The organism is Pseudomonas sp. SYWMCR5, from assembly GCF_057197165.1.
The window spans coordinates 450,236-475,819 of record NZ_JBXUNH010000001.1 but is presented as its reverse complement, the minus strand read 5'-3'; the positions used below and the strand labels follow the sequence as shown (position 1 = coordinate 475,819).

The following is a 25,584-nucleotide window of genomic DNA, read 5'->3' as shown; positions in this document are numbered from 1 at the left end:
GTCGCCGACGCTGTATCCGCCGTGGTGAAGAGGGCGCAAGACTGGCGTGCAATCCGCTACTCTTGCTTATCCATCGAAGGAGTGAGTCATGTTCGAATCTGCGGAGATCGGTCACAGCATCGACAAGGATACCTACGAGGCCGAGGTGCCGGCCCTGCGCGAGGCGTTGCTGGAGGCCCAGTTCGAGCTCAAGCAGCAGGCGCGCTTTCCGGTCATCGTGCTGATCAACGGCATTGAGGGCGCCGGCAAGGGCGAGACGGTGAAGCTGCTCAACGAGTGGATGGACCCGCGGATGATCGAAGTGCTGACCTTCGACCAGCAGACCGATGAGGAGCTGGCTCGTCCGCCGGCGTGGCGCTACTGGCGCGCCCTGCCGCCCAAGGGGCGCATGGGCGTGTTCTTCGGTAATTGGTACAGCCAGATGATTCAGGGGCGGGTGCATGGCCGCTTCAAGGATGCGGTGCTGGACCAGGCCATTACTGGCGCCGAGCGCCTTGAGCAGATGCTTTGTGACGAAGGCGCGCTGATCATCAAGTTCTGGTTCCATCTCTCCAAGAAGCAGATGAAGACCCGGCTTAAGGCCCTGCGCGACGACCCGTTGCACAGCTGGCGGATCAGCCCGCTGGACTGGCAGCAGTCGCAGACCTACGACCGCTTCGTGCGCTTTGGCGAGCGGGTGCTGCGCCGCACCAGCCGCGACTACGCGCCTTGGCATGTGATCGAAGGTGTCGATCCGTACTACCGGGCGCTGGCGGTGGGGCGCATTCTGCTTGAAAGTCTGCAGTCGGCGCTGGCCAACGCGCCGAAGGGCAAGCACCAGGGCAATGTCGCGCCATTTGGGCGCAGTATCGATCAATTGAGCCTGCTCGGTGCCCTGGATCTCACCCAGCGCCTCGACAAGCACGACTACCAGAAGCAGCTGGTCGCCGAGCAGGCGCGCCTGGCCGGGCTGCTGCGGCACAAGCGCATGCGTGAGCATGCCCTCATCGCGGTGTTCGAAGGCAACGATGCAGCAGGTAAAGGAGGAGCGATCCGCCGGGTGGCTGCTGCGCTGGACCCACGCCAGTACCGCATCGTGCCGATCGCCGCACCCACCGAGGAGGAGCGCGCCCAGCCTTATTTGTGGCGCTTTTGGCGACATGTGCCGGCGCGCGGCAAGTTCACCATCTTCGACCGCTCCTGGTATGGCAGGGTACTGGTCGAGCGGGTCGAAGGGTTCTGCACCCCGGCCGACTGGATGCGCGCCTATGGCGAGATCAATGATTTCGAGGAGCAGTTGAGCAACGCGGGCATCGTAGTCGTGAAGTTCTGGCTGGCAATCGACCAAGAGACACAGTTGCAGCGTTTCGAGGAACGTGAAGAGATCCCGTTCAAGCGCTACAAGATCACCGAGGAAGACTGGCGCAACCGCGACAAGTGGGATGTGTACGCCGAGGCTGTGGGCGACATGGTCGATCGTACCAGCACCGAGATAGCCCCCTGGACACTGGTGGAGGCCAACGACAAGCGCTGGGCGCGGGTCAAGGTGCTGCGCACCATCAACGATGCACTGGAGGCGGCGTTCGCCAAGCACAAGAAGTAACGCCCCTCACGCCGCGGGGCAGCCATGCCCCGCAGGAATGACCCGATGAATTCTTTTCCCGCCACTTTCTGCCAGCCCCACCTTTGCAGCCCTTAGACTTCAGTCACCCCACTCAGGGCATTGATCGAGGACGCTATGCACATTTCTTCCGGACGCTGGGTCCATGGGCTGTTCCTGGCACTGCTGACCGCGCTGTTGTGGGGCATTCTGCCGATCAAGCTCAAGCAGGTACTGCAGGTGATGGACCCGATCACGGTCACCTGGTATCGGCTGCTGGTCTCCGGCGGCCTGTTGTTCGCCTGGCTGGCCGCGAACCGGCGCCTGCCGCCGTTCCAGCGCCTGGGGCGCAAGGGCTTTGGCCTGGTAGCGGTGGCCGTGTGTGGGCTGATGGGCAATTATGTGCTGTACCTGGTCGGTCTCAAACTGCTCAGCCCGGGCACCGCGCAACTGGTGGTGCAACTGGGGCCGGTGCTGTTGCTGGTGGCCAGTGTGTTCGTGTTCAAGGAGCGTTTCAGCTTGGGCCAGGGTATCGGGTTGCTGGTGCTGCTGGCCGGTTTCGGGCTGTTCTTCAACCAGCGCCTGGACGAACTGCTGACATCACTTGGGGCCTACACCACCGGTGTACTGACGATCATCCTGGCCACCAGCATCTGGGTGTTCTATGCCCTGAGCCAGAAGCAACTGCTGTCGGTCTGGCACTCGCAGCAGGTGATGATGGTGATCTACCTGTGCTGTGCGGCGCTGCTGACGCCCTGGGTGCATCCGCTGGAGGCGCTGCAACTGACGGCTGTACAAGGCTGGTTGCTACTGGCGTGCTGCCTGAACACCCTGGTCGCCTATGGCGCATTTGCCGAGGCCTTGGCGCATTGGGAAGCATCGCGGGTGAGTGCGACCTTGGCACTGACGCCACTGGTCACCTTTGTTGCGGTGGCACTGTCGGCCTGGGTGTGGCCTGAGTACGTGCATGCCGAACAGATCAATGCGCTGGGCTATGCCGGGGCGGTGACGGTGGTGGCAGGGTCGGCACTGGTGGCGCTGGGGCCTTCGCTGGTGGCGGGGTGGCGGGCGCGGCGGGCCAGGGTGGCAGAGGTTCGCTGATAATCGGCGGTGGCCTCTTCGCGGGCAAGCCCGCTCCCACAAGGCCTGTGTAGCCCTTGTGGAGCGGGCTTGCCCGCGAAGGACTATCGGCCCAGGATCAGCCTTTGGCCCCAGGTGCCAGCATGTTTTCCGGGCGCACCCACTGATCGAACTGCTCGTTGGTCAGGTACTTGAGCTCCAGCGCTGCCTCGCGCAGGGTCTTGCCCTCGCTGTAGGCCTTCTTGGCGATTTCCGCCGCCTTGTCGTAGCCGATGTGCGGGTTCAGCGCCGTCACCAGCATCAGCCCGCGCTCCAGGTGGGCGGCCATCTGCTCGGCGTCCGGCTCGATGCCGGCCACGCAGTGCTCCTGGAAGTTGCGACAGCCATCGGCCAGCAGTTCGATCGACTGCAGCAGGTTGTGGATGATCACCGGCTTGAACACGTTCAACTGCAAGTGCCCCTGGCTGGCCGCGAAGCCGATCGCCGCATCGTTGCCCAGTACCTGGCAGGCCAGCATCGACAGCGCTTCGCATTGAGTAGGGTTGACCTTGCCCGGCATGATCGAGCTGCCTGGCTCGTTGGCCGGCAGGCGCACTTCGGCAAGCCCTGCACGCGGGCCGGAACCCAGCAGACGCAGGTCGTTGGCGATCTTCATCAGAGCCACGGCCAGGGTCTTGAGCGCGCCCGCCAGGCTGGTCAGCGGCTCATGGCCGGCGAGGGCGGCGAATTTGTTCGGTGCGGTGACGAACGGCAGGCCGGACAGCGCTGCCAGCTCCGCGGCGATGGCTTCGGCAAAACCGTGCGGGGCGTTGAGGCCGGTGCCCACGGCAGTGCCGCCCTGGGCCAGCTCGCAGACTGCCGGAAGGGTGGCGCGGATTGCCCGCTGGGCGTAGTCGAGCTGTGCAACGAAGGCCGAGACTTCCTGGCCGAAGGTGATGGGCGTAGCGTCCATCATGTGCGTGCGGCCAGTCTTGACCAGGTTCGAGTGGCGCGCCGACAGTTCTGCCAAGCCCGACGAGAGCTCGGCGATGGCCGGCAGCAACTTGCCATGCACGGCCTGGGCGGCGGCGATGCTCATGGCCGTGGGGAAGCAGTCGTTGGAGCTCTGCGAGCGGTTGACGTGATCGTTCGGGTGTACAGGCAGTTTGCCGCCACGGCCCTTGCCGGCCAGTTCGTTGGCGCGGCCGGCGATCACCTCGTTGACGTTCATGTTGCTCTGGGTGCCGCTACCGGTCTGCCAGACCACCAGCGGGAACTGATCGTCGTGTTTGCCGTCGAGCACTTCGTCGGCGGCCTGTTCGATCAGTCGGGCAATGTCGGCTGGCAGGTCGCCGTTGCGGTCGTTGACCCGCGCCGCAGCTTTCTTGACCAGCGCCAGGGCGTGCAGGACAGCCAGGGGCATGCGCTCCTTGCCGATGGCGAAGTTGATCAGCGAACGCTGGGTCTGTGCGCCCCAGTAAGCGTCCTCTGGAACTTCGACCGGGCCCAGGCTGTCTGTCTCGATACGGCTCATGCTGCGCTCACTCCTTTGTTCAGTCAGAAATCGCAGTTTAGGCCCTGATCCACCCGGGCGGTCAATCGCTCGTCTTGTCACTTGAGCACAGTGCCCTCTGCGGCGCAGAATGCTCTACTCTGAGGTATCCGCCTCACCCTCTCATGAAGGAATTGCAATGACCCGCCTCCGTGTCCTTTTTGCCGCTGTCGCCCTGGCCTGTGCCAGCGGCCAGGTCCTCGCTGCCACCCCGAGCCACAACGCCGCCGCCGAGAAATTCCTGACCCTGGCCAATGCCGACAAGCTGGGCACCCCGGTGTACATGCAGGTCCAGCAGATGTTCGCCCAGCGCTTCGAGCAGACCAAGGCCCCGGCCGCGAAGAAATCCGTGCTCGACAGCTATCAGGCCAAGGCCAACGCGGCCCTGGACAATGCCATCGGCTGGAAGAAGCTCAAGCCGCAGATGGTCAACCTGTACACCGCGACCTTCACCGAGCAGGAGCTCAACGATCTGGTCAAGTTCTACGAGTCGCCGCTGGGCAAGAAAGTCCTGCGCGAAATGCCCAAGGTCACCCAGCAGTCGGCCCAGCTGACCCAGCAGAGCCTGGAGCCTGCAGTGCCGGTGGTGAACAAGCTGCTGGACGACATGACCAAAGAGCTGGACCCGAACGCTGGCAAGGCCGCGGCCCCGGCGAAGAAGTGAGCCTGAATCGATGAGCATGCAGCAACGCATCGAGCAGCAACTGGCACCGCTTGGCGATCAGCACCTGCAGGTGCTGAACGAAAGCCACATGCACAGTCGCGGGCAGGAGACGCATTACAAGGCGGTGCTGGTCAGCGAGCAGTTCGCCGGCCTGAACAGCGTCAAGCGTCACCAGAAGGTCTACGCCACCATGGGCGAGCTGATGGGCGAGATTCATGCCCTGGCCATTCATACCTACACGCCTGAAGAATGGGCGCAGGTAGGGGCGGCGCCTGCTTCGCCGGTGTGTGCCGGCGGCGGGCACTGAAACCTTTCCGTCGTTCTGGTAGAATCCGCGTCATCCGGGGGCCGCTTTTGCGGCCCCCTCGCTTTTCGTCAAACCCGGTCCGCCCCTTACGAGGGCAACCACCAGGAGATTCTGTTTCATGTCCCAACCGATCGTCGTGGCGGCGCTCTACAAGTTCGTCACCCTCGAAGACTACCTCGACCTGCGCGAGCCATTGCTCAAGACCCTGCTGGAAAACGACGTCAAAGGCACGTTGCTGCTGGCCCTCGAGGGCATCAACGGCACGGTCTCCGGTACCCGCGAAGGTATCGACGGCCTGCTGGCCTGGCTGCGCAACGACCCGCGCCTGGCGGATGTCGACCATAAAGAATCGTACTGCGACCAGCAGCCGTTCTACCGCACCAAGGTCAAGCTCAAGAAAGAGATCGTCACCCTCGGTGTGCCGGGCGTCGATCCCAACAAGCAGGTCGGCACCTACGTCGAGCCCAAGGACTGGAACGCGCTGATCAGCGACCCCGAAGTGCTGCTGATCGACACCCGCAATGACTATGAAGTGGCGATCGGCACCTTCAAGGGCGCCATCGATCCGAAGACCGAGACCTTCCGCGAGTTCCCCGACTACATCAAGGCCAACTTCGACCCGAGCAAGCACAAGAAGGTCGCGATGTTCTGCACCGGCGGCATTCGCTGTGAAAAAGCGTCCAGCTACATGCTCGGTGAAGGCTTCGAGGAGGTCTATCATCTTAAGGGCGGGGTCCTGAAATACTTCGAGGAAGTGGCTCAGGAAGAGAGCCTCTGGGACGGCGACTGCTTCGTCTTCGACAACCGGGTCACCGTGCGTCACGACCTGTCCGAGGGCGATTACGACCAGTGCCATGCCTGCCGCCATCCGATCAACGCGGATGACCGTGCGTCCGAGCACTATTCGCCCGGGGTGAGCTGCCCGCACTGCTGGGACACTCTTAGCGAAAAGACCCGGCGCAGCGCCATCGACCGGCAGAAGCAGATCGAGCTGGCCAAGGCGCGCAACTTGCCGCACCCGATCGGTTACAACTACAAAGCCGAGGCCTGATGCATGACTGCACGCCTGCTCTATGTGATGGACCCGATGTGTTCCTGGTGCTGGGGCTTCGCTCCCGTGGCCGAGGCGTTGATCGCCCAGGCGCGGGAAGCCGGTGTGCCGACGCGCCTGGTGGTGGGTGGCCTGCGCAGCGGTAGCAGCGCGCTGGATGCCTCGACGCGCAAGTACATCCTCGAGCATTGGCAGGCGGTCGCCGAAGCCACTGGTCAGACGTTTCGCTTCGAAGGCGCCATGCCTGACGGCTTCGTCTATGACACCGAGCCGGCCTGCCGCGCCTTGGTCACGGCGCGTGAACTCGATGCCGGGCGCGGTTGGGCGCTGCTCAAGCTGATCCAGGGCGCGTTCTACGAACAGGGCCTGGATGTCACCCGCGCCCCGCAGTTGGTGGATCTGGCCGAGCAGGCAGGCTTCGACCGCGAGCGGTTTTCTGCGACGTTCGCAAGCGTCGAGACCCGCACGACCACGACAGCCGACTTTGCCTGGGTTCAGGACCTGGGTATCGCCGGCTTCCCGACCCTGCTGGCTGAGCGCGATGGTCAACTGGCCTTGCTGACCAACGGCTATCAGTCGCTCGATCGCCTGCAGCCGTTGCTGGGCCGCTGGCTGCAGCAGGCCGCCTGTGCTTGATCTGCCAGGGTCTAGCGACCCTGTGCCGGGGAAGCCTGCCGTTGCGCACGATCGTCTGAGCTGGGCGGAAATTCGCCGCCTGGCCCTGCACCACAAGAAGGCCTTGTGGACCGCCAACCTGGTTGCCGTGCTCGCTGCCCTCTGCAGCGTGCCGATTCCCTTGCTGCTGCCCTTGCTGGTCGATGAAGTGCTGCTGGGTCATGGCGATGCCGCCTTGAAATGGATGAACCAGTTCCTGCCGACCGATTGGCAGGTGGCGGCCGGTTACATCGGCTTGATGCTGGTTGCGACCCTCAGCCTGCGCCTGGCCTCGCTGGCCTTCGGCGTGATCCAGGCCAGGCAGTTCGCCGGATTGGCCAAGGATATCGTGTACCGCCTGCGAATCCGCCTGATCGAGCGGCTCAAGCGGATCTCGCTCAAGGAGTATGAAAGCCTGGGTAGTGGCACGGTGACTACGCATCTGGTCACCGACCTGGATACCCTGGACAAGTTCGTCGGCGAAACCCTCAGCCGCTTCCTGGTGGCCATGCTGACGCTTACCGGCACTGCGGCGATCCTGATCTGGATGCACTGGAAGCTGGCGCTGCTGATCCTGCTGTTCAACCCGCTGGTGATCTATTTCACCGTGCAGCTGGGCAAGCGGGTCAAGCACCTGAAGAAGCTCGAGAACGACAGCACCGGGCGTTTCACCCAGGCGCTGAGCGAAACCCTCGACGCCATCCAGGAAATCCGCGCCGGTAACCGCCAGGGCTATTTTCTCGGGCGCCTGGGAGTACGTGCCCGGGAAGTGCGCGACTATGCAGTGGCCTCGCAGTGGAAGAGCGACGCCAGTGGTCGGGCCAGCGGCCTGCTGTTCCAGTTCGGCATCGACATTTTCCGTGCCGCGGCGATGCTCACCGTGCTGTTCTCCGACCTGTCGATCGGGCAGATGCTGGCCGTGTTCAGCTACCTGTGGTTCATGATCGGCCCGGTGGAGCAGCTGCTCAACCTGCAGTACGCCTACTACGCGGCCGGTGGTGCGCTGAGTCGGCTCAACGAATTGCTGTCGCGAGAGGACGAGCCGCAGTATCCGGCCGCCTGTGATCCGTTCGCTGGGCACGCGACAGTGGGTATCGAGGTGCGCGACCTGCGCTTCGCCTATGCCGATGAGCCGGTGCTCGAGCACCTGGACCTGTCCATCGCACCGGGCGAGAAGGTGGCCATCGTTGGAGCCAGCGGCGGTGGCAAGAGCACGCTGGTACAGCTGCTGCTGGGGTTGTACAGCGCCCAGGCCGGAACCATCCGTTTTGGCGGTGCCAGCCTCCAGGAGATCGGGCTGGAGACCCTGCGTGAGCATGTCGCGGTGGTGCTGCAGCATCCCTCGTTGTTCAACGACAGTGTGCGCGCCAACCTGACCATGGGCCGCGAGTGCAGTGACGACGCCTGCTGGCAGGCGCTGCGCATTGCCCAGCTCGATGCCACCATCGCCGCGCTGCCTCAGGGGCTGGACAGTGTGGTCGGGCGTTCGGGGGTGCGGCTGTCCGGCGGTCAGCGTCAACGTTTGGCGATTGCCCGCATGGTCCTGGCCGAGCCGAAGGTGGTGATCCTCGACGAGGCCACCTCGGCCCTCGATGCGGCCACCGAATACAACCTGCACCAGGCCTTGGCGCGTTTCCTCAGTGGCCGTACCACCTTGATCATTGCCCATCGCCTGTCGGCGGTGAAACAGGCCGATCGGGTGCTGGTGTTCGACGGTGGGCATGTGGCCGAAGACGGCGGCCACCAGCAGTTGATCGCCGAAGGCGGCTTGTACGCCAAGCTGTACGGGCATCTGCAGCAGTCCTGATCGCGCGGCGCGCCAACAGGCGCACTGGCTGCGACAAAAAGCTCCGCGCAATTATGGCAAATGGCCTACGCTGTGCTTGTCTGGGTCGATTCGTGCCATATCCGCTCTGAGACAGGGACTACATGAAGGGAAATCGGACTCTCGAGGCGCCAAGGTTGCTGGGAATCATCTGGCCCTTCGTCGCAGTGGTGGTTTTCCAGGTGCTGCTGGGCAGCCTCAGTCTTTATTCGCTTTCGGCCATGCGTGCGTACGTGGCCGGCGAAAGCCTGTGGTCAAAGGCACAGAAAGACGCCATCTATTACCTCAATCTGTATGCCGAAAGCCAGGACGAACGCATCTTCCAGCGCTATCGCCAGGCCATTGCCATACCCCAGGGCGACCGTGAGCTACGGGTGGCCCTCGACCAGCCTGTGCCGGACCTTGAGGCCGCACGGCGCGGGATCCTGCAGGGCGGTAACCATCCGGACGACGTCAATCGGATCATCTGGTTCTACCGCAACTTCCGTCAGATCAGTTACATGCAGAATGCCATCGGCTACTGGAACACGGGTGACGAATACCTGCGGCAACTGGATGTCCTGGCGCAGCAGATGCGTGAGGCCTTCGTCCGGGGGCTGGCCAGTGAGCGTGAGGTGGCGGACTGGAAAGCGCGTATCGTCTCGATCAACGAGGGCGTGACGCCGGCCGCCAAGGCATTCAGCGATGCACTGGGCGAAGGCTCGCGGGTGCTGCTGCGGGTGTTGATGGTCACCAACCTGCTCACGGCGTTGGTTCTCATCGCCCTGGCCTGGCGCCGTTCTGCAAGGTTGCTGTCCCAGCGCCAGGCGTTTGCCAGCGCTTTGCAGGTAGAGCGTGAGCGGGCACAGACCACCCTGGAGTCGATCGGCGATGCGGTGATCACCACCGATGTCGAGGGGTGCATCGTCTACATGAACCCTGCCGCGGAGCAGTTGACCCACTGGCAGGCTTCCCAGGCCCATGGCTTGCCGCTGGCGGCGCTGTTCAGCCTGCTCGATGAAAATGCCGAGCGGGACAGCTTGACTCTGGTCGAGCAGGTGCTCAGCGGCAGCCTCAAGGGCGGGGCCGAGCATGCCCGGCTGATCCAGCGCCTGGATGGCAGTACGGTGTCGGTCAACCTGGTGGGGTCGCCCATCCACACCGACGGTCAGATCAGCGGCATCGTCCTCGCCCTGCATGACATGACCCAGGAGCGGCAGTACATCGCCAACCTGTCATGGCAGGCGACCCACGATGCCCTGACGGGCCTTGCCAACCGCCGTGAGTTCGAGTATCGCCTGGAGCAGGCGCTCAACACCTTGGCCCGTCAGTCGGGACGCCACTCCCTGATGTTCCTGGACCTCGACCAGTTCAAGCTGGTCAACGATACCTGCGGGCATGCCGCGGGCGATGAGTTGCTGCGCCATATCTGCGCTGTGCTGCAGGCAGGCCTGCGTGAAGGTGACACCCTGGCCCGGCTGGGCGGTGACGAATTCGGCGTATTGCTGGAAAACTGTCCGCCCGACCAGGCTGAGCGGATTGCCGAGCACTTGCGCCAGACCGTGCAGAGCCTGCATTTCGTCTGGAAGGGACGGCCCTTCGTCACCACCGTGAGTATTGGCCTGGTACACATTGCCCATTCGCCCGGCACGCTTGAGACCTCGCTGCGCGCTGCCGACATGGCCTGCTACATGGCCAAGGAGAAGGGGCGCAACCGTGTGCAGGTCTACCATGCCGACGACAGCGAGTTGTCGATGCGCTTTGGCGAGATGGCCTGGATCCAGCGCCTGCACGTTGCGCTCGAGGAAAACCGCTTCTGCCTGTATGCCCAGGAAATCGCCCCCCTCAAACCAGACATGGGCGCCGGACACCTCGAGATTCTCCTGCGCCTGCATGACGAGAGCGGTCGGACCATCCTGCCTGACAGCTTCATCCCAGCCGCCGAGCGCTATGGCCTGATGACCGCGCTCGATCGCTGGGTGGTACGCAATGTGTTCCTGGTGATTCGCCAGGCGCTGGATGAAGGTCGCAGCCGACCGCTGGCGATGTGCGCGATCAATCTGTCGGGTACGAGTATTGGCGATGACAAGTTCCTGGAGTACCTGCAGAGGTTGTTTGCCGAGTTCCAGATCCCCCCGCACATGATTTGTTTCGAAATAACCGAGACCAGCGCAATCGCCAATTTGGGAAGTGCTATTCGCTTCATCAACGAATTGAAAAGCTTGGGTTGCAAGTTCTCCCTCGACGATTTCTGCGCCGGGATGTCGTCATTCGCCTATTTGAAGCATTTACCAGTAGACTTCCTGAAGATCGACGGAAGTTTCGTCAAGGATATGCTCGACGATCCCATTAACAGGGCTATGGTGGAGGTGATCAACCATATCGGCCATGTCATGGGTAAGCGCACCATCGCCGAGTTTGTCGAAACACCGTTGATCGAGCAGGCGCTGCAGGAGATCGGCGTGGACTTCGCCCAGGGTTATCTGATCGAGCGGCCGCAGGTGTTCACCTGTGACAGCCTCCAGCGACAACGGATTGCAGTAAGGCCCTTGTTGCACCGGGCGCCAGGGTCCTTCCGCTGACAGTAGTAGTCGTCCGGAAAATCACAAGGAATCAAGGAGCTGACAGTGATTGACGCATTCGTACGGATCGGTCCATTGATGGACCCCAAGAGCTACCCCGACTGGGCGCAGAAAATGATCTCGGATTGTGCCGAGAGCAAGCGAAGGGTGGTGGAGCATGAGATCTACCAGCGCTTGAGCGACGGCAAACTGAGCAAGAAAACCATCCGTCAGTACTTGGTCGGTGGTTGGCCGGTGGTCGAACAGTTTTCGTTGTACATGGCCCAAAACCTCACCAAGACCCGCTACGGCCGCAGCCAGGGCGAGGATATGGCGCGGCGCTGGTTGATACGCAATATCCGCGTTGAGCTCAACCATGCCGACCATTGGGTCAAATGGTGCAAGGCGCACGACATTAGCTTGAAGGACTTGCAGGCCCAGGATGTCCCCCCTGAGCTGAACGGCTTGAACGATTGGTGCTGGCGTGTCTGTGCGACCGAGTCGCTGGCCATTGCGATGGCCGCGACCAACTACGCGATCGAAGGGGCGACGGGCGAGTGGTCGGCAAAGGTCTATCCCGAGACGGGCTACGCGCGGTCTTTCATCCAGCAGGGTGACAAGGAATCCAAGGCGGCCATGAGGTGGCTGGACCTGCACGCCGAGTACGACGATGCGCACCCGTGGGAGGCGCTGGAGATCATTTGTACGCTGGTGGGCGAGAGCCCTTCCGAGGAATTGCAGGCGCAACTGCGCAAGGCCATCTGCAAGAGCTACGACTGCATGTACCTGTTCCTGGAGCGTTGCCTGAGATCCGAGAGTGAGCATGAGCAGCCTGTGCTCAAGCCGGTGGAGCAGGTGGAACTGAACAAGCCTGTAAAGCAGCGTGAGCAGCCTGTGAAAAAACGGGCTAATGCTCGTGCGCTAGCGGGATAAGATGGAGTCGTAGCGGGTAAGGGACACTTCCAGGCTGTTCAGCGCTGCGAAGTGTCCCTGTGATTTTACTGCGCGTTGAACGCCTGTCCATTCACGCCGCTGCTGTCTGGGCCCATCAGGTACAGGTACACCGGCATGATGTCTTCGGGCAGCGGATTGTCCTGCGGGTTCTCGCTGGGATAGGCCAGCGCCCGCATCGCCGTGCGCGTGGCGCCCGGGTTGATGCTGTTGGCACGCACCGGCGCCACGCCTTCCAGCTCGTCAGCCAGGGTCTGCATCAGGCCTTCGGTGGCGAATTTCGACACGCCATAGGCGCCCCAGTAGGCCCGGCCCTTGCGCCCGACGCTCGACGAGGTGAACACCACCGAGGCGTCCTCGGACAACTTCAGCAGCGGCAGCAGTGTGCTGGTCAGCATGAATGTCGCGTTGACGTTGATGTGCATCACGCGCATGAAGTTGTCGCCCGACAACTGCTCCAGCGGCGTACGTGGGCCGATGATCGACGCGTTGTTGAGCAGGCCGTCGAGGCGCCCGAACTGCTCTTCGATCATCACCGCCAGTTCGTCGTACTGATGGGGCAGGGCGGTTTCCAGGTTGAATGGAATCACCACCGGTTGTGGGTGGCCGGCAGCTTCGATCTGGTCGTAGACCTCGTTGAGGTGGGCCTCGGTCTTGCCAAGCAGCAGCACGGTGGCCCCAAGTGCTGCGTAAGCCTTGGCGGCAGCCGCGCCGATGCCGCGCCCGGCGCCGGTGACAAGAATGACCCGACCCTTGAGCAGGTCGGGGCGGGCGGTGTAGTCGAACATTGAAATTTCCCTGTTTTTTATCCCTGTGTGTGCCGCCAGCTCTTACAACTCAGCAGCCGCACAACGCACTGTCGATCACCTTGCGCAGGTCCAGCGGGTGGTCCACCACCACGTCGGCACCCCAGTTGTTGGGGTTGTCCTCTGGATGAATATAACCGTAGCGCACGGCGGCGGTGCGGGTGCCGGCATCGCGACCGGATTCGATGTCACGCAGATCGTCGCCGACGAACAGTACGCTGGCCGGATCCAGGTCAAGCGTCTTGCAGGCGAGGATCAGCGGCTCGGGGTCGGGTTTGCTGTTCTTCACGTGATCGGGGCAGATCAGCAGCGCCGAACGCTCGGCCAGGCCAAGCTGCTGCATGATCGGCTCGGCGAAGCGCACCGGCTTGTTGGTGACCACACCCCACAGCAGGTTGCCTTTCTCGATGTCGTCCAGCAGTTCGGCCATGCCCTCGAACAGCTTGCTGTGGACCGCGCAATCGCGTTGGTAACGTTCGAGAAATTCCAGGCGCAGGGCCTCGAAGCCTTCGGCGTCCGGGTCCATGGCGAAAGTGGCGGCGACCATCGCCCGCGCGCCGCCCGAGATCACGCCGCGAATCAACTGGTCGTCCACGGCCGGCAGGCCGCGCTCGGCGAGCATGGCCTGGCAGATGGCGATGAAGTCCGGCGCGGTGTCCAGCAGGGTGCCGTCCATGTCGAAGAGTACTGCTCGCAGGCGCATGCTCATTCCTCGCGCAGGGTCTGGATCATGTAGTTGACATCGACGTCGCTGGCCAGCTTGTAGTGCTTGGTCAGCGGGTTGTAGGTGAGGCCGATGATGTCCTTCACTTCGAGGCCGGCCACACGGCTCCAGGCGCCGAGCTCGGAGGGCCGGATGAATTTCTTGAAGTCGTGGGTGCCGCGCGGCAGCATCTTGAGGATGTACTCGGCGCCGATGATCGCCAGCAGATAGGCCTTGGGGTTGCGGTTGATGGTGGAGAAGAACACCTGGCCGCCGGGCTTGACCAGGCGATGGCAGGCGCGGATCACCGAGGAAGGATCGGGCACGTGTTCGAGCATTTCCAGGCAGGTGACCACGTCGAACTGGCCAGGCAGCTCTTCTGCCAGCGCTTCGGCGGTGATCTGCCGGTACTCGACCTCGACTCCCGACTCCAGTTGGTGCAGGCGCGCCACAGCCAGTGGCGCCTCGCCCATGTCGATGCCGGTCACGGTAGCACCGCGCTGGGCCATCGCCTCGCTGAGGATGCCGCCGCCGCAGCCGACGTCCAGCACCTTCTTGCCGGCGAGGCTGGCGCGCTCGTCTATCCAGTTGACCCGCAGCGGGTTGATCTCGTGCAGGGGCTTGAACTCGCTCTCGCGATCCCACCAGCGGTGGGCCAAGGCCTCGAACTTGGCGATTTCGGCGCGGTCGACGTTGCTCATTGAACAGATCCTCTGAAAACTTCGATAAAAGGTGTCTCAAGCGGCAGCCGCAGCTGCCGGCCGGTCATTCTTTGCCAGCGCGAATGCGCGCTCCCCAGGTGCGGGCGGTGTCGATCAGCGCGGCTTCGTCCATTTGGGTCAGGCGCCCGTCGTCGAGCAGGTGGTGGCCCGCGACCCAGACGTGGCGCACGCAGTCGCGGCCGGTGGCGTAGATCAGTTGCGAAACCGGGTCATGCACCGGTTGCTGGGCCAGGCCCGAGAGGTCGAAGGCGGTGATGTCCGCAGCCTTGCCCGCCTCCAGCGAGCCAATGCTGGCCTCCAGCCCCAGGGCGCGTGCGCCGTTGAGCGTGGCCATGCGCAGGGCGCGGTGGGCGTCCAGGGCCGTGGCCGAACCTGCGACGGCCTTGGCCAGCAATGCGGCGGTCCGGGTTTCGCCAAGCAGGTCGAGGTCGTTGTTGCTGGCGGCGCCATCGGTGCCTACGGCGACGTTGACCCCGGCCTGCCACAGGCGTTCGACCGGGCAGAAGCCGCTGGCCAGCTTGAGGTTGGACTCCGGGCAGTGCACCACGCTGGTGTTGCTTTCTACCAGCAGGGCCAGGTCGTCGTCGCTGATCTGGGTCATGTGGACCGCCTGCAGGCGCGGGCCCAGCAGGCCGAGGCGTGCCAGGCGCGCCAGCGGGCGTTCGCCGTGCTCGGCCACCGCCCGCTCGACCTCTGCGGCGGTTTCGTGGATGTGCATGTGCAGCGGCGCGTCGAGCTGGTCGGCGATGACCCGGATCTTCTCCAGGTTCTGGTCATTGACCGTATACGGCGCATGGGGCCCGAGGGCGACGCTGATGCGCGGGTGATGGCGCAGGTCGCCGAACAGCTCGATGGCCAGGTGCAGGGCCTCGTCGGGGCTGCGCGCACCGGGGATGGGGAAGTCCAGCAACGGCACGGCCACCTGGGCGCGGATGCCGCTGCGGTGCACACGGTCACAGGCCTCGCGGGGGAAAAAGTACATGTCGGCGAAGCAGGTGATGCCGCCCTTGAGCTGCTCGGCGATCGCCAGGTCGGTGCCGTCGCGCACGAAGGCTTCGTCGACCCAGCGCCCTTCGGCCGGCCAGATGTGCTCCTGCAGCCAGGTCATCAGCGGCAGGTCGTCGGCCAGGCCGCGGAACAGGGTCATGGCGGCGTGCCCGTGGGCGTTGACCAGCCCTGGGGTGAGCACGCAGTCGGGCAGCTCGCGCACCTCCAGTGCCTGCGGCGCCCGCTCGCGGGGGCCGATCCAGGCAATCAGCCCGTCCCGGATGCCCAGGGCATGCCCTTCGAGCACTACGCCGGCCGGCTCCACGGGCACCAGCCAGCGGGGTGCGAGCAGCAGGTCGAGCGGCGAAGAGACTGAAGGCATAGGCAGGCTACCGGGTTCCGTTAAATGGAACGCGCAGTATACCCGAGCGCCTGCGCCCGAGGCTCGCTATAATCGTCCGCTTTTGATCAGTGAATTGCGGGGAGAGGCGATGCGCGAGCGACTTTTGGCGGCGGAGAAGGTGACCAGCATCCAGTGGCGTGATGGCACCCTGCATCTGCTCGACCAGCGTCTGCTGCCGACCCGCGAGCACTGGCTGGCCTGCGCCGATGTGGCCTCCGTGGTTCAGGCGATCCGCGGCATGGCGGTGCGCGGTGCGGCAGCCATCGGCATCAGTGCTGCCTATGGGCTGGTGCTTGCGTTGCGTCAACGCCTGGCCGAGGACGATGACTGGGAGCAGGCGCTGGAAGAGGACTTCCTCGAGCTGGCCGAGGCGCGCCCGACAGCTGCCAACCTGTTCTGGGCGCTCAATCGCATGCGCGAGCGCCTGCAGCGGCTGCGCCCCGACGAGGATGTGCTCGCAGTCATGGAAGCCGAAGCCGTGGCGATCCACGACAGCGATCGCGAAGCCAACCTGACCATGGCGCAAAACGGTATCGAGCAGATCCGTCGCCACCAGGGCAGCGAGCAGACCTTGCTGACCTACGGCAATGCTGGTGCCTTGGCCAGCGGTGGTTTCGGGACGGCGTTGGGGGTGATCCATGCCGCTTATCTGGAAGGGATGGTCGAGCGCATCTATGCCGCCGAAACCCGTCCCTGGTTGCACGGATCGCGCCTGACGGCCTGGGAGCTGTCCCATGAGGGGATACCGGTCACGCTGTGTGCGGACTCGGCGCTGGCGCACCTGATGAAGACCAAAGGCATCACCTGGGTTGTGGTCGGTGCCGACTGCATCGCGGCCAATGGTGACGTGGCGAGCAAGATCGGCACATACCAGTTGGCAGTCTCGGCCATGCACCATGGCGTACGTTTCATGGTGGTGGCATCGAGCACCAGCATTGACCTCAACCTCGCCAGCGGTGATGACATCCCTCTTGAAGAACGTGAGGCGGACGAGCTGCTGGAAGTGGCTGGGAAGCGAGTCGGTGCAGATGTCGAGGTGTTCAATACCGTTTTCGATGTGACTCCTGCGGATCTGATCGACGTGATCGTGACCGAGAAGGGTATTGTCGAGCGACCGGATGCCGCCAAAATCGCCCAGTTGATGTGCCGCAAGCGCTTGCATTGAGTGTTTTCGCGGGGGCGATGGCGGTCTGGACTTTCCGCTTCAGCGGCATCCTGCCCTATCTCCCACCCGCCAACCCTTTGTGATACCATTCGACAGTTTCCAAGGCCGCTCTTTTCCGCGGTCTTCATTGCGCAGATCCTGGGCACAACTCATTGATTTGTCGTATGTCGTCGCACTGTCGAACGCTGCGGCGACGAGCTTCGTTCGTCCACCGATGGATATGGCGAAGTTTCACCAGAAAAAGGAATCAGGCTTCTCATGGGCGAACTGGCCAAAGAAATCCTCCCGGTCAATATCGAAGACGAACTGAGACAGTCCTACCTCGACTACGCGATGAGCGTGATTGTCGGGCGAGCGCTGCCCGATGCGCGTGACGGCTTGAAGCCCGTGCATCGCCGCGTCCTGTACGCGATGAGCGAACTGGGCAACGACTGGAACAAGCCGTACAAGAAGTCCGCCCGTGTGGTCGGTGACGTCATCGGTAAATACCACCCGCACGGCGACACTGCCGTGTACGACACCATCGTGCGCATGGCGCAGCCGTTCTCGCTGCGCTACCTGCTGGTCGACGGTCAGGGCAACTTCGGTTCGGTGGACGGCGACAACGCTGCGGCCATGCGATACACCGAAGTGCGCATGACCAAGCTGGCTCACGAGCTGCTGGCCGACCTGCACAAGGAAACGGTCGACTGGGTGCCCAACTACGACGGCACCGAGCAGATCCCGGCGGTCATGCCGACCAGGATCCCCAACCTGCTGGTCAACGGTTCCAGCGGCATCGCCGTGGGCATGGCCACCAACATCCCGCCGCACAACCTGGGCGAAGTCATCGATGGTTGCCTGGCGCTGATCGACAACCCCGAGGTCACCGTCGATGAGCTGATGCAGTTCATCCCTGGCCCGGACTTCCCGACCGCCGGCATCATCAACGGCCGGCAGGGCATCATCGAGGCCTACCGCACCGGCCGCGGCCGCATCTATATGCGCGCCCGCTCCGAGGTCGAGGACATCGACAAGGTGGGTGGTCGTCAGCAGATCGTCGTGACCGAGCTGCCGTATCAGCTGAACAAGGCGCGTCTGATCGAGAAGATCGCCGAGCTGGTCAAAGAGAAGAAGATCGAAGGCATCACCGAGCTGCGTGACGAGTCCGACAAGGACGGCATGCGCATCGTCATCGAGCTGCGTCGCGGCGAGGTGCCTGAAGTGGTGCTCAACAACCTCTATCAGCAGACCCAGCTGCAGAGCGTGTTCGGCATCAACGTTGTCGCATTGATCGACGGTCGTCCGCGGTTGCTGAACCTGAAAGACCTGCTCGAGGCCTTCGTTCGTCACCGCCGCGAAGTGGTCACCCGTCGCACCGTGTTCGAGCTGCGCAAGGCGCGCGAGCGTGGGCACATTCTTGAAGGCCAGGCTGTTGCGCTGTCCAACATCGATCCGGTCATTGCCCTGATCAAGGCCTCGCCAACGCCGTCGGAAGCCAAGGAAGCCCTGGTCGGTACGCCGTGGGAGTCCAGTGCAGTGCAGGTCATGGTCGAGCGCGCTGGCGCCGACTCGTGCCGTCCGGAAGACCTGCCGGAGCAGTATGGCCTGCGTGATGGCAAGTACTGGCTGTCGCCTGAACAGGCCCAGGCCATCCTCGACCTGCGTCTGCACCGCCTGACCGGCCTGGAGCATGAGAAGCTGCTGGCCGAGTACCAGGAGATCCTCGAGCAGATCGGCGAGCTGATCCGCATCCTCAACAGTGCCCAGCGCCTGATGGAAGTGATCCGCGAAGAGCTTGAAGCGATTCGCGCCGAGTACGGCGATGCCCGTCGTACCCAGATCCTCGATGCCCGTCACGACCTCAACTACGGCGACATGATCCCGGAAGAAGAGCGTGTGGTGACCATTTCCCATGGTGGTTATGCCAAGACTCAGCCATTGTCCGCTTACCAGGCCCAGCGCCGCGGCGGCAAGGGCAAGTCGGCGACCGGCGTGAAGGATGAGGACTACATCGAGCACCTGCTGGTTGCCAACAGCCACGCTACGCTGCTGCTGTTCTCCAGCAAGGGCAAGGTTTACTGGCTCAAGACCTACGACATCCCTGAAGCCTCCCGCGCCGCGCGTGGTCGCCCGATGGTCAACCTGCTGCCGCTGGAAGACGGCGAGCGCATCACTGCGATGCTGCAGATCGACCTCGAGGCCCTGCAGCAGAGCGCCGACCTCGACGAAGAAATCGACGAGGTGGAAGACGCGGTGCTCGAGGGTGAGGTGATCGAGCCGGAAGAAGTCGACGAAGAAGACGGCGACACTCCAGAGCTGGTTGCAGAGCCAACCGGTGCCTACATCTTCATGGCTACCGCTTCCGGTACCGTCAAGAAGACCCCGTTGGTGCAGTTCGCGCGTCCGCGCTCCAATGGCCTGATCGCGGTCAAGCTGAAGGAAGGTGACACCTTGATCGCCGCAGCCATCACCGATGGCGCGAAGGAAGTCATGATGTTCTCCAGCGCTGGCAAGGTGATTCGCTTCGCCGAGAGCGTGGTTCGCGAGATGGGCCGTACCGCGCGCGGTGTGCGTGGCATGAAGCTGGGCAAGGGGCAGGAAGTGATTTCCATGCTGATCCCCGAGTCGGGCGCGCAGATCCTCACCGCTTCCGAGCGTGGCTTCGGCAAGCGCACTCCGCTGTCCAAGTTCCCGCGTCGTGGTCGTGGCGGGCAGGGTGTGATTGCCATGGGCACAAAAGGGCGCAACGGCTTGCTGATCGGTGCCATCCAGGTTCAGGAAGGCGAGGAGATCATGCTGATTTCCGACCAGGGTACGCTGGTGCGTACACGGGTCGGTGAGGTCTCCAGCCTGAGCCGTAACACCCAGGGCGTTACGCTGATCAAGCTGGCCAGCGACGAGACGCTGGTAGGCCTGGAGCGTATCCAGGAGCCGTCCGAGGACGAGCTCGACGATATCGTCGAGACGGACGAGGAGGGCGTCGAAGCTGATGCGCCAGATGACGAAGCTGCAGGCGCCGAAGAGGCTCCGCAGGAATAAGCAAGCGTAAACCCGAGCGGGGCGACCAAGGTCGCCCCGTTTGACTGATTAGCGACGGCAACGTCTGGTTTCTGTGGGAGCGGGCTTGCCCGCGAAGCAGGCGGTGCGATGTATGGCACCGGCTTCGCCGGTGTTCGCGGCTCCCACAGGATTACCGCTGAACCAGCTGGTTAGATTTTGTTCTATTAGAGCGAGAGTGGATGTGAGCAAACGAGCCTTTAACTTCTGCGCAGGCCCTGCCGCGCTTCCCGACGCTGTCCTGCAGCGTGCCCAGGCCGAAATGCTGGACTGGCGCGGCAAGGGCTTGTCAGTGATGGAGATGAGCCACCGCAGCGATGACTACGTGGCGATCGCCGAAAAGGCCGAGCAAGACCTGCGTGACCTGCTGAGCATTCCCTCGAACTACAAGGTGCTGTTCCTGCAGGGTGGTGCCAGCCAGCAGTTCGCCGAGATCCCGCTGAACCTGCTGCCCGAAGGCGCCACGGCCGACTACATCGAGACCGGCATCTGGTCGAAGAAGGCTATCGAGGAAGGGCGCCGTTTCGGCAATATCAACGTCGCTGCCAGCGCCAAGCCTTATGATTACCTGGCCATTCCTGGCCAGAACGAGTGGAAGCTGACCCCAGAGGCTGCATACGTTCACTACGCCTCCAACGAAACCATCGGCGGCCTGCAGTTCGACTGGGTGCCTGAAACCGGTGATGTTCCGCTGGTGGTCGACATGTCGTCCGACATCCTCTCGCGCCCGATCGACGTGTCGCAGTACGGCCTGATCTACGCCGGTGCGCAAAAGAACATCGGCCCGAGCGGCCTGGTGGTGGTCATTGTGCGCGAAGACCTGCTCGGTCGCGCGCGCAGCACCTGCCCGACCATGCTCGACTACAAGATCTCGGCCGATAATGGTTCGATGTACAACACCCCGGCCACCTACTCCTGGTATCTGTCGGGCCTGGTGTTCGAGTGGCTCAAGGAGCAGGGCGGCGTCGAGGCCATGGAGCAGCGCAACCGTGCGAAGAAAGACCGTCTGTACGGTTTCATCGACGCCAGCGAGTTCTACACCAACCCGATCAGCCACAATGCCCGCTCTTGGATGAACGTGCCGTTCCGTCTCGCCGACGAGCGCCTGGACAAGGCATTCCTCGCCGGTGCCGACGCCCGTGGCCTGCTCAATCTCAAGGGTCATCGTTCGGTCGGTGGCATGCGTGCCTCGATCTACAACGCGCTGGGGCTGGATGCGGTGGAAGCTCTGGTGGCCTACATGGCCGAATTCGAGAAGGAGCACGGCTGATGTCCGAACAGGAACTCAAGGCCCTGCGCGTTCGCATTGACAGCCTAGACGAGAAAATCCTCGAGCTGATCAGCGATCGCGCTCGCTGCGCCGAAGAAGTGGCGCGGGTCAAGACCGCGTCGCTCGCCGAAGGCGAAAAGCCGGTGTTCTACCGCCCCGAGCGTGAGGCCGCGGTGCTCAAGCGCGTCATGGAGCGCAACAAGGGGCCGCTGGGCAACGAAGAGATGGCGCGTCTGTTCCGCGAAATCATGTCGTCGTGCCTGGCCCTGGAAGAGCCGTTGAAGATTGCCTACCTCGGCCCCGAGGGCACCTTCACCCAGGCTGCGGCCATGAAGCATTTCGGTCATGCGGTGATCAGCCGTCCGATGGCGGCCATCGATGAAGTTTTCCGCGAAGTGGCGGCCGGTGCTGTCAACTTCGGCGTGGTGCCGGTGGAAAACTCCACCGAAGGCGCGGTCAGTCACACGCTGGATAGCTTCCTCGAGCACGACATGGTGATCTGTGGTGAGGTCGAGCTGCGCATCCACCACCACCTGTTGGTGGGCGAGAACACCAAGACCGACAGCATCACCCGTATCTACTCGCACGCCCAGTCGCTGGCCCAGTGCCGCAAATGGCTGGACGCGCACTACCCGAACGTCGAGCGCGTGGCGGTCTCGAGCAATGCTGAGGCGGCCAAGCGGGTCAAGGGCGAGTGGAATTCGGCGGCGATCGCCGGTGACATGGCAGCCAATCTGTATGGTTTGACCCGTCTGGCCGAGAAGATCGAAGACCGTCCGGACAACTCCACGCGGTTCCTGATGATCGGTAACCAGGAAGTGCCGCCGACCGGCGACGACAAGACCTCGATCATCGTTTCGATGAGCAACAAGCCAGGCGCGCTGCATGAGCTGCTGGTGCCATTCCACGATAACGGCATCGACCTGACCCGCATCGAGACCCGCCCGTCGCGCAGCGGCAAGTGGACCTACGTGTTCTTCATCGACTTCGTCGGCCACCACCGCGATCCGCTGATCAAGGCGGTGCTGGAGAAGATCAGCCAGGAGGCCGTGGCGTTGAAGGTGCTGGGGTCTTATCCGAAGGCGGTGCTCTGAATTTATTGTTGCCCGTGAGTGGGAGCGCTTTGCGCTCCATCGCGGGACCAGCCCGCTCCCACAGGTTTCACGCTGCCCGTGAGAGTGGCGTCGGACCTATAGTTCGGGTTCGTCCTGCCCATCTGTAGGCTGTAATTTGGCACATGTTGCTGTTCTGAACAGGGTTCGCACTCGTGGTTAATGCTGTAAACAAACCCGCACCGCTCATCAATCGCCTGGTCGTCGTCGGCCTGGGTCTGATCGGTGGTTCCTTCGCCAAAGGCCTGCGTGAAAGCGGGCTGTGCCGTGAAGTGGTCGGTGTCGACCTGGATGCCCAGTCGCGCAAGCAGGCTGTCGCTCTTGGTGTGGTCGATCGCTGCGAAGAGGATCTGGCCGTTGCCTGTGTCGGTGCTGACGTGATCCAGCTGGCGGTGCCGATCCTGGCCATGGAAAAGGTTCTGGCTCGCCTGGCGTCGCTCGACCTGGGGGCTGCGGTGATCACCGATGTCGGCAGTGCCAAGGGCAATGTGGTGCGTGCTGCGCGGGCCGTGTTCGGCGAGCGTCTGGCGCGTTTCGTGCCTGGTCATCCGATCGCGGGTTCCGAGCAGAGCGGGGTGGAAGCTTCCAATGCCGCGCTGTTCCGTCGTCACAAGGTGATCCTCACGCCGCTCGCCGAGACCGACCCGGCAGCCCTGGCCCTGGTCGATCGCCTGTGGCGCGCGCTGGAGGCCGACGTCGAGCACATGCCGGTCGAGCGTCATGACGAAGTCCTGGCGGCCACCAGCCACCTTCCGCATCTGCTGGCGTTCGGCCTGGTGGATTCGCTGGCCAAACGCAATGAAAACCTCGACATCTTCCGGTACGCTGCGGGAGGGTTCCGCGATTTCACGAGAATCGCCGGCAGCGACCCGATCATGTGGCATGACATCTTCCTCGCCAACCGCGACGCTGTCCTGCGCACGCTGGATACATTTCGCAGCGATCTCGACGCCTTGCGCGACGCGGTCGATGCAGGGGACGGGCACCAGTTGCTGGGTGTATTCACCCGCGCTCGAGTCGCCCGCGAGCATTTCAGTAAAATCCTGGCCCGCCGGGCCTATGTGGACGCTATGAACGCCAACGACCTGATCTTCCTGGCCCAACCTGGTGGCCGCGTGTCCGGACGGATTCGCGTACCGGGCGACAAATCGATTTCCCACCGCTCGATCATGCTCGGCTCGCTGGCCGAGGGCACCACTGAAGTCGAAGGCTTCCTCGAGGGCGAAGATGCCCTGGCGACCTTGCAAGCCTTCCGCGACATGGGTGTGGTCATCGAGGGGCCGCACCACGGCCGCGTCACCATCCATGGTGTCGGCCTGCACGGCCTGAAGCCGCCACCTGGCCCGATCTACCTGGGTAACTCCGGGACCTCGATGCGCCTGCTGTCGGGCCTGCTGGCCGCACAGCCGTTCGATGTGACCATGACCGGTGACGCTTCGCTGTCCAAGCGCCCGATGAACCGCGTGGCCAATCCGTTGCGCGAAATGGGAGCCGTGGTCGAGACCGGCCCCGAGGGGCGTCCTCCGCTGACCATTCGCGGTGGCCAGAAGCTCAAGGCGCTGAATTACACCCTGCCGATGGCCAGTGCCCAGGTTAAGTCCTGCCTGCTGCTGGCCGGCCTGTACGCCGAAGGCACTACCACCGTCACCGAGCCGGCGCCGACCCGCGATCACACCGAGCGCATGCTGCGTGGCTTCGGTTACAGCGTGCAGAGCAATGGCCCTGTCGCTTCGCTGCAGTCCGGCGGCAAGCTGACCGCTACTCGGATCGAAGTGCCGGCCGATATCTCGTCCTCGGCCTTCTTCCTGGTCGCAGCGTCCATCGCCGAAGGTTCGGAGCTGGTGCTGGAGCACGTCGGCATCAACCCGACCCGCACCGGCGTGATCGACATCCTGCGTCTGATGGGCGGCGACATCACCCTGGAGAACCAGCGTGAAGTCGGCGGCGAGCCTGTTGCCGACCTGCGCGTGCGTGGGGCGAAGCTCAAGGGTATCGAGATTCCGGAAGACCTGGTGCCGCTGGCCATCGACGAATTCCCGGTGCTGTTCGTCGCGGCCGCCTGCGCCGAGGGGCGTACCGTGCTGCGTGGTGCCGAGGAGTTGCGGGTCAAGGAGTCGGACCGTATCCAGGTCATGGCCGATGGCCTGATCGCCCTGGGCGTCAAGTGCGAGCCGACCCCGGACGGCATCATCATCGATGGCGGCCAGATCGGCGGCGGTGAGGTCCATGGTCACGGTGATCACCGTATCTCCATGGCGTTCAGCATTGCCTCGCTGCGTGCCAGTGCGCCGATCCGCATTCACGACTGCGCCAACGTCGCCACCTCCTTCCCCAACTTCCTGGCGCTTTGCGCCGAAGTCGGCATTCGCGTGGCGCAAGAGGGCAAGTCGTGAATTCGCAGGCGCCGGTCATCACCATCGACGGGCCAAGCGGCTCGGGCAAGGGCACGGTCGCTGGCCTGCTGGCACGCGAGCTTGGCTGGCGGCTGCTGGATTCCGGAGCGCTGTATCGCCTGCTGGCGTTCAACGCCTCGAACCATGGTGTCGACCTGACCAACGAAGAGTTGCTCAAGGCGCTTGCCGCTCATCTGGACGTGCAGTTCATCGCTGCCGAGCCGGGCAAGCTGCAGCAGATCATTCTCGAGGGCGAGGATGTCAGCAATGTCATCCGTACCGAAACGGTAGGGGCGGGCGCCTCGATGGTCGCTTCTCTGCCAGCGGTGCGCGAGGCACTGCTGCAGCGTCAGCGTGCCTTCCGTGAGGCGCCGGGGCTGATCGCCGACGGTCGCGACATGGGGACCGTGGTATTTCCCGATGCGCCACTGAAGGTGTTTCTCACCGCCAGTGCCGAGGAACGCGCCCGCCGCCGTTACCTGCAGTTGAAGGGCAAAGGCGAAGATGTTAGTCTGTCGAGTCTGCTAGATGAGATTCGTGCGCGCGATGAGCGCGACACCCAGCGCGCAGTGGCCCCGCTCAAGCCGGCGGCCGATGCAATCCAGCTGGACTCTACCGAGTTGTCCATCGAGCAGGTGCTGCAACGGATCAGAAGCGAGCTCGCATTGCGCGACCTGCTCTGATCGCCAGGAAAGCAGGCAGGGGCACCAGTCAACGTCCTGCCCGCTTTCCTTTACTTAAACGAAACCCACATTGTCTGGAATGTGGCGATGGGCGTCTGTCTCGCCCGAATTTACAGGAA

Annotated in this window: 20 protein-coding genes; 15 read left to right on the top strand and 5 right to left on the bottom strand. The window is 63.4% G+C overall.

Annotated elements, in window-relative coordinates; translation table 11 throughout:
• The first annotated feature begins 88 nt into the window (after positions 1-88).
• Positions 89-1,582, top strand: coding sequence for a polyphosphate:AMP phosphotransferase (pap, locus tag AC2CGW_RS02150; RefSeq protein WP_186666661.1), 1,494 nt, complete (start codon positions 89-91; stop codon positions 1,580-1,582).
• Positions 1,583-1,717: 135 nt separating this feature from the next.
• On the top strand, positions 1,718-2,680 hold the full coding sequence (locus tag AC2CGW_RS02145) for a DMT family transporter (protein ID WP_186711771.1): 963 nt from the start codon (positions 1,718-1,720) through the stop codon (positions 2,678-2,680).
• Between the two features lie 97 nt (positions 2,681-2,777).
• On the opposite strand, the gene AC2CGW_RS02140 is transcribed toward AC2CGW_RS02145, so the two are convergent.
• Positions 2,778-4,172, bottom strand: coding sequence for a class II fumarate hydratase (locus tag AC2CGW_RS02140; protein WP_186666659.1), 1,395 nt, complete (start codon positions 4,170-4,172; stop codon positions 2,778-2,780).
• 157 nt (positions 4,173-4,329) lie between these two features.
• On the opposite strand from AC2CGW_RS02140, the gene AC2CGW_RS02135 reads away from it, so the two are divergent.
• From AC2CGW_RS02135 to AC2CGW_RS02105, 7 genes are all read left to right on the top strand, one after another.
• A complete protein-coding gene (locus tag AC2CGW_RS02135; protein WP_151926280.1) occupies positions 4,330-4,854 on the top strand; it encodes a DUF2059 domain-containing protein in 525 nt (174 codons plus the stop codon).
• 10 nt (positions 4,855-4,864) lie between these two features.
• Entirely contained in the window at positions 4,865-5,161 is a 297-nt protein-coding gene (locus tag AC2CGW_RS02130; RefSeq protein ID WP_153772849.1) for a BolA family protein, read from the top strand.
• A gap of 118 nt (positions 5,162-5,279) precedes the next feature.
• Positions 5,280-6,212: an oxygen-dependent tRNA uridine(34) hydroxylase TrhO gene (trhO, locus tag AC2CGW_RS02125; RefSeq protein ID WP_484573451.1), complete on the top strand. Its 933-nt coding sequence runs from the start codon at positions 5,280-5,282 to the stop codon at positions 6,210-6,212.
• Positions 6,213-6,215: 3 nt separating this feature from the next.
• On the top strand, positions 6,216-6,848 hold the full coding sequence (locus AC2CGW_RS02120; RefSeq protein WP_484573450.1) for a DsbA family protein: 633 nt from the start codon (positions 6,216-6,218) through the stop codon (positions 6,846-6,848).
• Entirely contained in the window at positions 6,841-8,673 is a 1,833-nt protein-coding gene (locus AC2CGW_RS02115) for an ABC transporter ATP-binding protein (protein ID WP_426352874.1), read from the top strand. Before AC2CGW_RS02120 ends, AC2CGW_RS02115 begins: the two co-directional genes overlap by 8 nt.
• A gap of 122 nt (positions 8,674-8,795) precedes the next feature.
• Positions 8,796-11,252 carry an EAL domain-containing protein gene (locus tag AC2CGW_RS02110; RefSeq protein ID WP_484573449.1) on the top strand — a complete coding sequence of 819 codons (2,457 nt, stop codon included), beginning with the start codon at positions 8,796-8,798 and terminating at the stop codon, positions 11,250-11,252.
• A 45-nt stretch (positions 11,253-11,297) separates the two neighbouring features.
• A complete protein-coding gene (locus AC2CGW_RS02105; RefSeq protein WP_484573448.1) occupies positions 11,298-12,164 on the top strand; it encodes an iron-containing redox enzyme family protein in 867 nt (288 codons plus the stop codon).
• A 65-nt stretch (positions 12,165-12,229) separates the two neighbouring features.
• Here the strand turns inward: AC2CGW_RS02105 and AC2CGW_RS02100 are convergent, their stop codons facing one another.
• From AC2CGW_RS02100 to AC2CGW_RS02085, 4 genes are all read right to left on the bottom strand, one after another.
• Positions 12,230-12,970: a YciK family oxidoreductase gene (locus tag AC2CGW_RS02100; protein WP_484573447.1), complete on the bottom strand. Its 741-nt coding sequence runs from the start codon at positions 12,968-12,970 to the stop codon at positions 12,230-12,232.
• A gap of 49 nt (positions 12,971-13,019) precedes the next feature.
• The gene (mupP, locus tag AC2CGW_RS02095; protein WP_186711140.1) at positions 13,020-13,691 is read right to left on the bottom strand and encodes an N-acetylmuramic acid 6-phosphate phosphatase MupP; all 672 of its coding nucleotides are present in this window, start codon (positions 13,689-13,691) and stop codon (positions 13,020-13,022) included.
• Positions 13,692-13,693: 2 nt separating this feature from the next.
• The gene (ubiG, locus tag AC2CGW_RS02090; RefSeq protein ID WP_112898930.1) at positions 13,694-14,392 is read right to left on the bottom strand and encodes a bifunctional 2-polyprenyl-6-hydroxyphenol methylase/3-demethylubiquinol 3-O-methyltransferase UbiG; all 699 of its coding nucleotides are present in this window, start codon (positions 14,390-14,392) and stop codon (positions 13,694-13,696) included.
• A 64-nt stretch (positions 14,393-14,456) separates the two neighbouring features.
• Positions 14,457-15,782: a TRZ/ATZ family hydrolase gene (locus AC2CGW_RS02085; protein ID WP_186666648.1), complete on the bottom strand. Its 1,326-nt coding sequence runs from the start codon at positions 15,780-15,782 to the stop codon at positions 14,457-14,459.
• A gap of 109 nt (positions 15,783-15,891) precedes the next feature.
• On the opposite strand from AC2CGW_RS02085, the gene mtnA reads away from it, so the two are divergent.
• The 6 genes from mtnA (at position 15,892) to cmk (ending at position 25,465) form a co-directional block, all read left to right on the top strand.
• Entirely contained in the window at positions 15,892-16,968 is a 1,077-nt protein-coding gene (mtnA, locus tag AC2CGW_RS02080; protein ID WP_186711138.1) for an S-methyl-5-thioribose-1-phosphate isomerase, read from the top strand.
• 258 nt (positions 16,969-17,226) lie between these two features.
• Entirely contained in the window at positions 17,227-19,989 is a 2,763-nt protein-coding gene (gene gyrA, locus AC2CGW_RS02075; RefSeq protein WP_186711137.1) for a DNA gyrase subunit A, read from the top strand.
• A gap of 202 nt (positions 19,990-20,191) precedes the next feature.
• Entirely contained in the window at positions 20,192-21,277 is a 1,086-nt protein-coding gene (gene serC / locus AC2CGW_RS02070) for a 3-phosphoserine/phosphohydroxythreonine transaminase (protein WP_484573446.1), read from the top strand.
• Positions 21,277-22,371 (top strand): prephenate dehydratase, encoded by a 1,095-nt coding sequence (gene pheA / locus AC2CGW_RS02065; RefSeq protein ID WP_054893877.1) that lies wholly within the window; start codon positions 21,277-21,279, stop codon positions 22,369-22,371. Before serC ends, pheA begins: the two co-directional genes overlap by 1 nt.
• Before the next feature lie 173 nt (positions 22,372-22,544).
• Positions 22,545-24,782, top strand: a complete 2,238-nt coding sequence (locus tag AC2CGW_RS02060; RefSeq protein ID WP_186719037.1) for a bifunctional prephenate dehydrogenase/3-phosphoshikimate 1-carboxyvinyltransferase — start codon at positions 22,545-22,547, stop codon at positions 24,780-24,782.
• The gene (gene cmk / locus AC2CGW_RS02055) at positions 24,779-25,465 is read left to right on the top strand and encodes a (d)CMP kinase (RefSeq protein ID WP_054893879.1); all 687 of its coding nucleotides are present in this window, start codon (positions 24,779-24,781) and stop codon (positions 25,463-25,465) included. Before AC2CGW_RS02060 ends, cmk begins: the two co-directional genes overlap by 4 nt.
• The last annotated feature ends 119 nt before the right edge of the window (positions 25,466-25,584 follow it).

Excerpts from the sequence above, each read along its gene's own strand:
- pap (WP_186666661.1), top strand. The coding sequence starts at position 89 with ATGTTCGAATCTGCGGAGATCGGTCACAGCATCGACAAGGATACCTAC.
- AC2CGW_RS02145 (WP_186711771.1), top strand. The coding sequence starts at position 1,718 with ATGCACATTTCTTCCGGACGCTGGGTCCATGGGCTGTTCCTGGCACTG.
- AC2CGW_RS02140 (WP_186666659.1), bottom strand. The coding sequence starts at position 4,172 with ATGAGCCGTATCGAGACAGACAGCCTGGGCCCGGTCGAAGTTCCAGAG.
- AC2CGW_RS02135 (WP_151926280.1), top strand. The coding sequence starts at position 4,330 with ATGACCCGCCTCCGTGTCCTTTTTGCCGCTGTCGCCCTGGCCTGTGCC.
- AC2CGW_RS02130 (WP_153772849.1), top strand. The coding sequence starts at position 4,865 with ATGAGCATGCAGCAACGCATCGAGCAGCAACTGGCACCGCTTGGCGAT.
- trhO (WP_484573451.1), top strand. The coding sequence starts at position 5,280 with ATGTCCCAACCGATCGTCGTGGCGGCGCTCTACAAGTTCGTCACCCTC.
- AC2CGW_RS02120 (WP_484573450.1), top strand. The coding sequence starts at position 6,216 with ATGACTGCACGCCTGCTCTATGTGATGGACCCGATGTGTTCCTGGTGC.
- AC2CGW_RS02110 (WP_484573449.1), top strand. The coding sequence starts at position 8,796 with ATGAAGGGAAATCGGACTCTCGAGGCGCCAAGGTTGCTGGGAATCATC.
- AC2CGW_RS02100 (WP_484573447.1), bottom strand. The coding sequence starts at position 12,970 with ATGTTCGACTACACCGCCCGCCCCGACCTGCTCAAGGGTCGGGTCATT.
- mupP (WP_186711140.1), bottom strand. The coding sequence starts at position 13,691 with ATGCGCCTGCGAGCAGTACTCTTCGACATGGACGGCACCCTGCTGGAC.
- ubiG (WP_112898930.1), bottom strand. The coding sequence starts at position 14,392 with ATGAGCAACGTCGACCGCGCCGAAATCGCCAAGTTCGAGGCCTTGGCC.
- AC2CGW_RS02085 (WP_186666648.1), bottom strand. The coding sequence starts at position 15,782 with ATGCCTTCAGTCTCTTCGCCGCTCGACCTGCTGCTCGCACCCCGCTGG.
- mtnA (WP_186711138.1), top strand. The coding sequence starts at position 15,892 with ATGCGCGAGCGACTTTTGGCGGCGGAGAAGGTGACCAGCATCCAGTGG.
- gyrA (WP_186711137.1), top strand. The coding sequence starts at position 17,227 with ATGGGCGAACTGGCCAAAGAAATCCTCCCGGTCAATATCGAAGACGAA.
- pheA (WP_054893877.1), top strand. The coding sequence starts at position 21,277 with ATGTCCGAACAGGAACTCAAGGCCCTGCGCGTTCGCATTGACAGCCTA.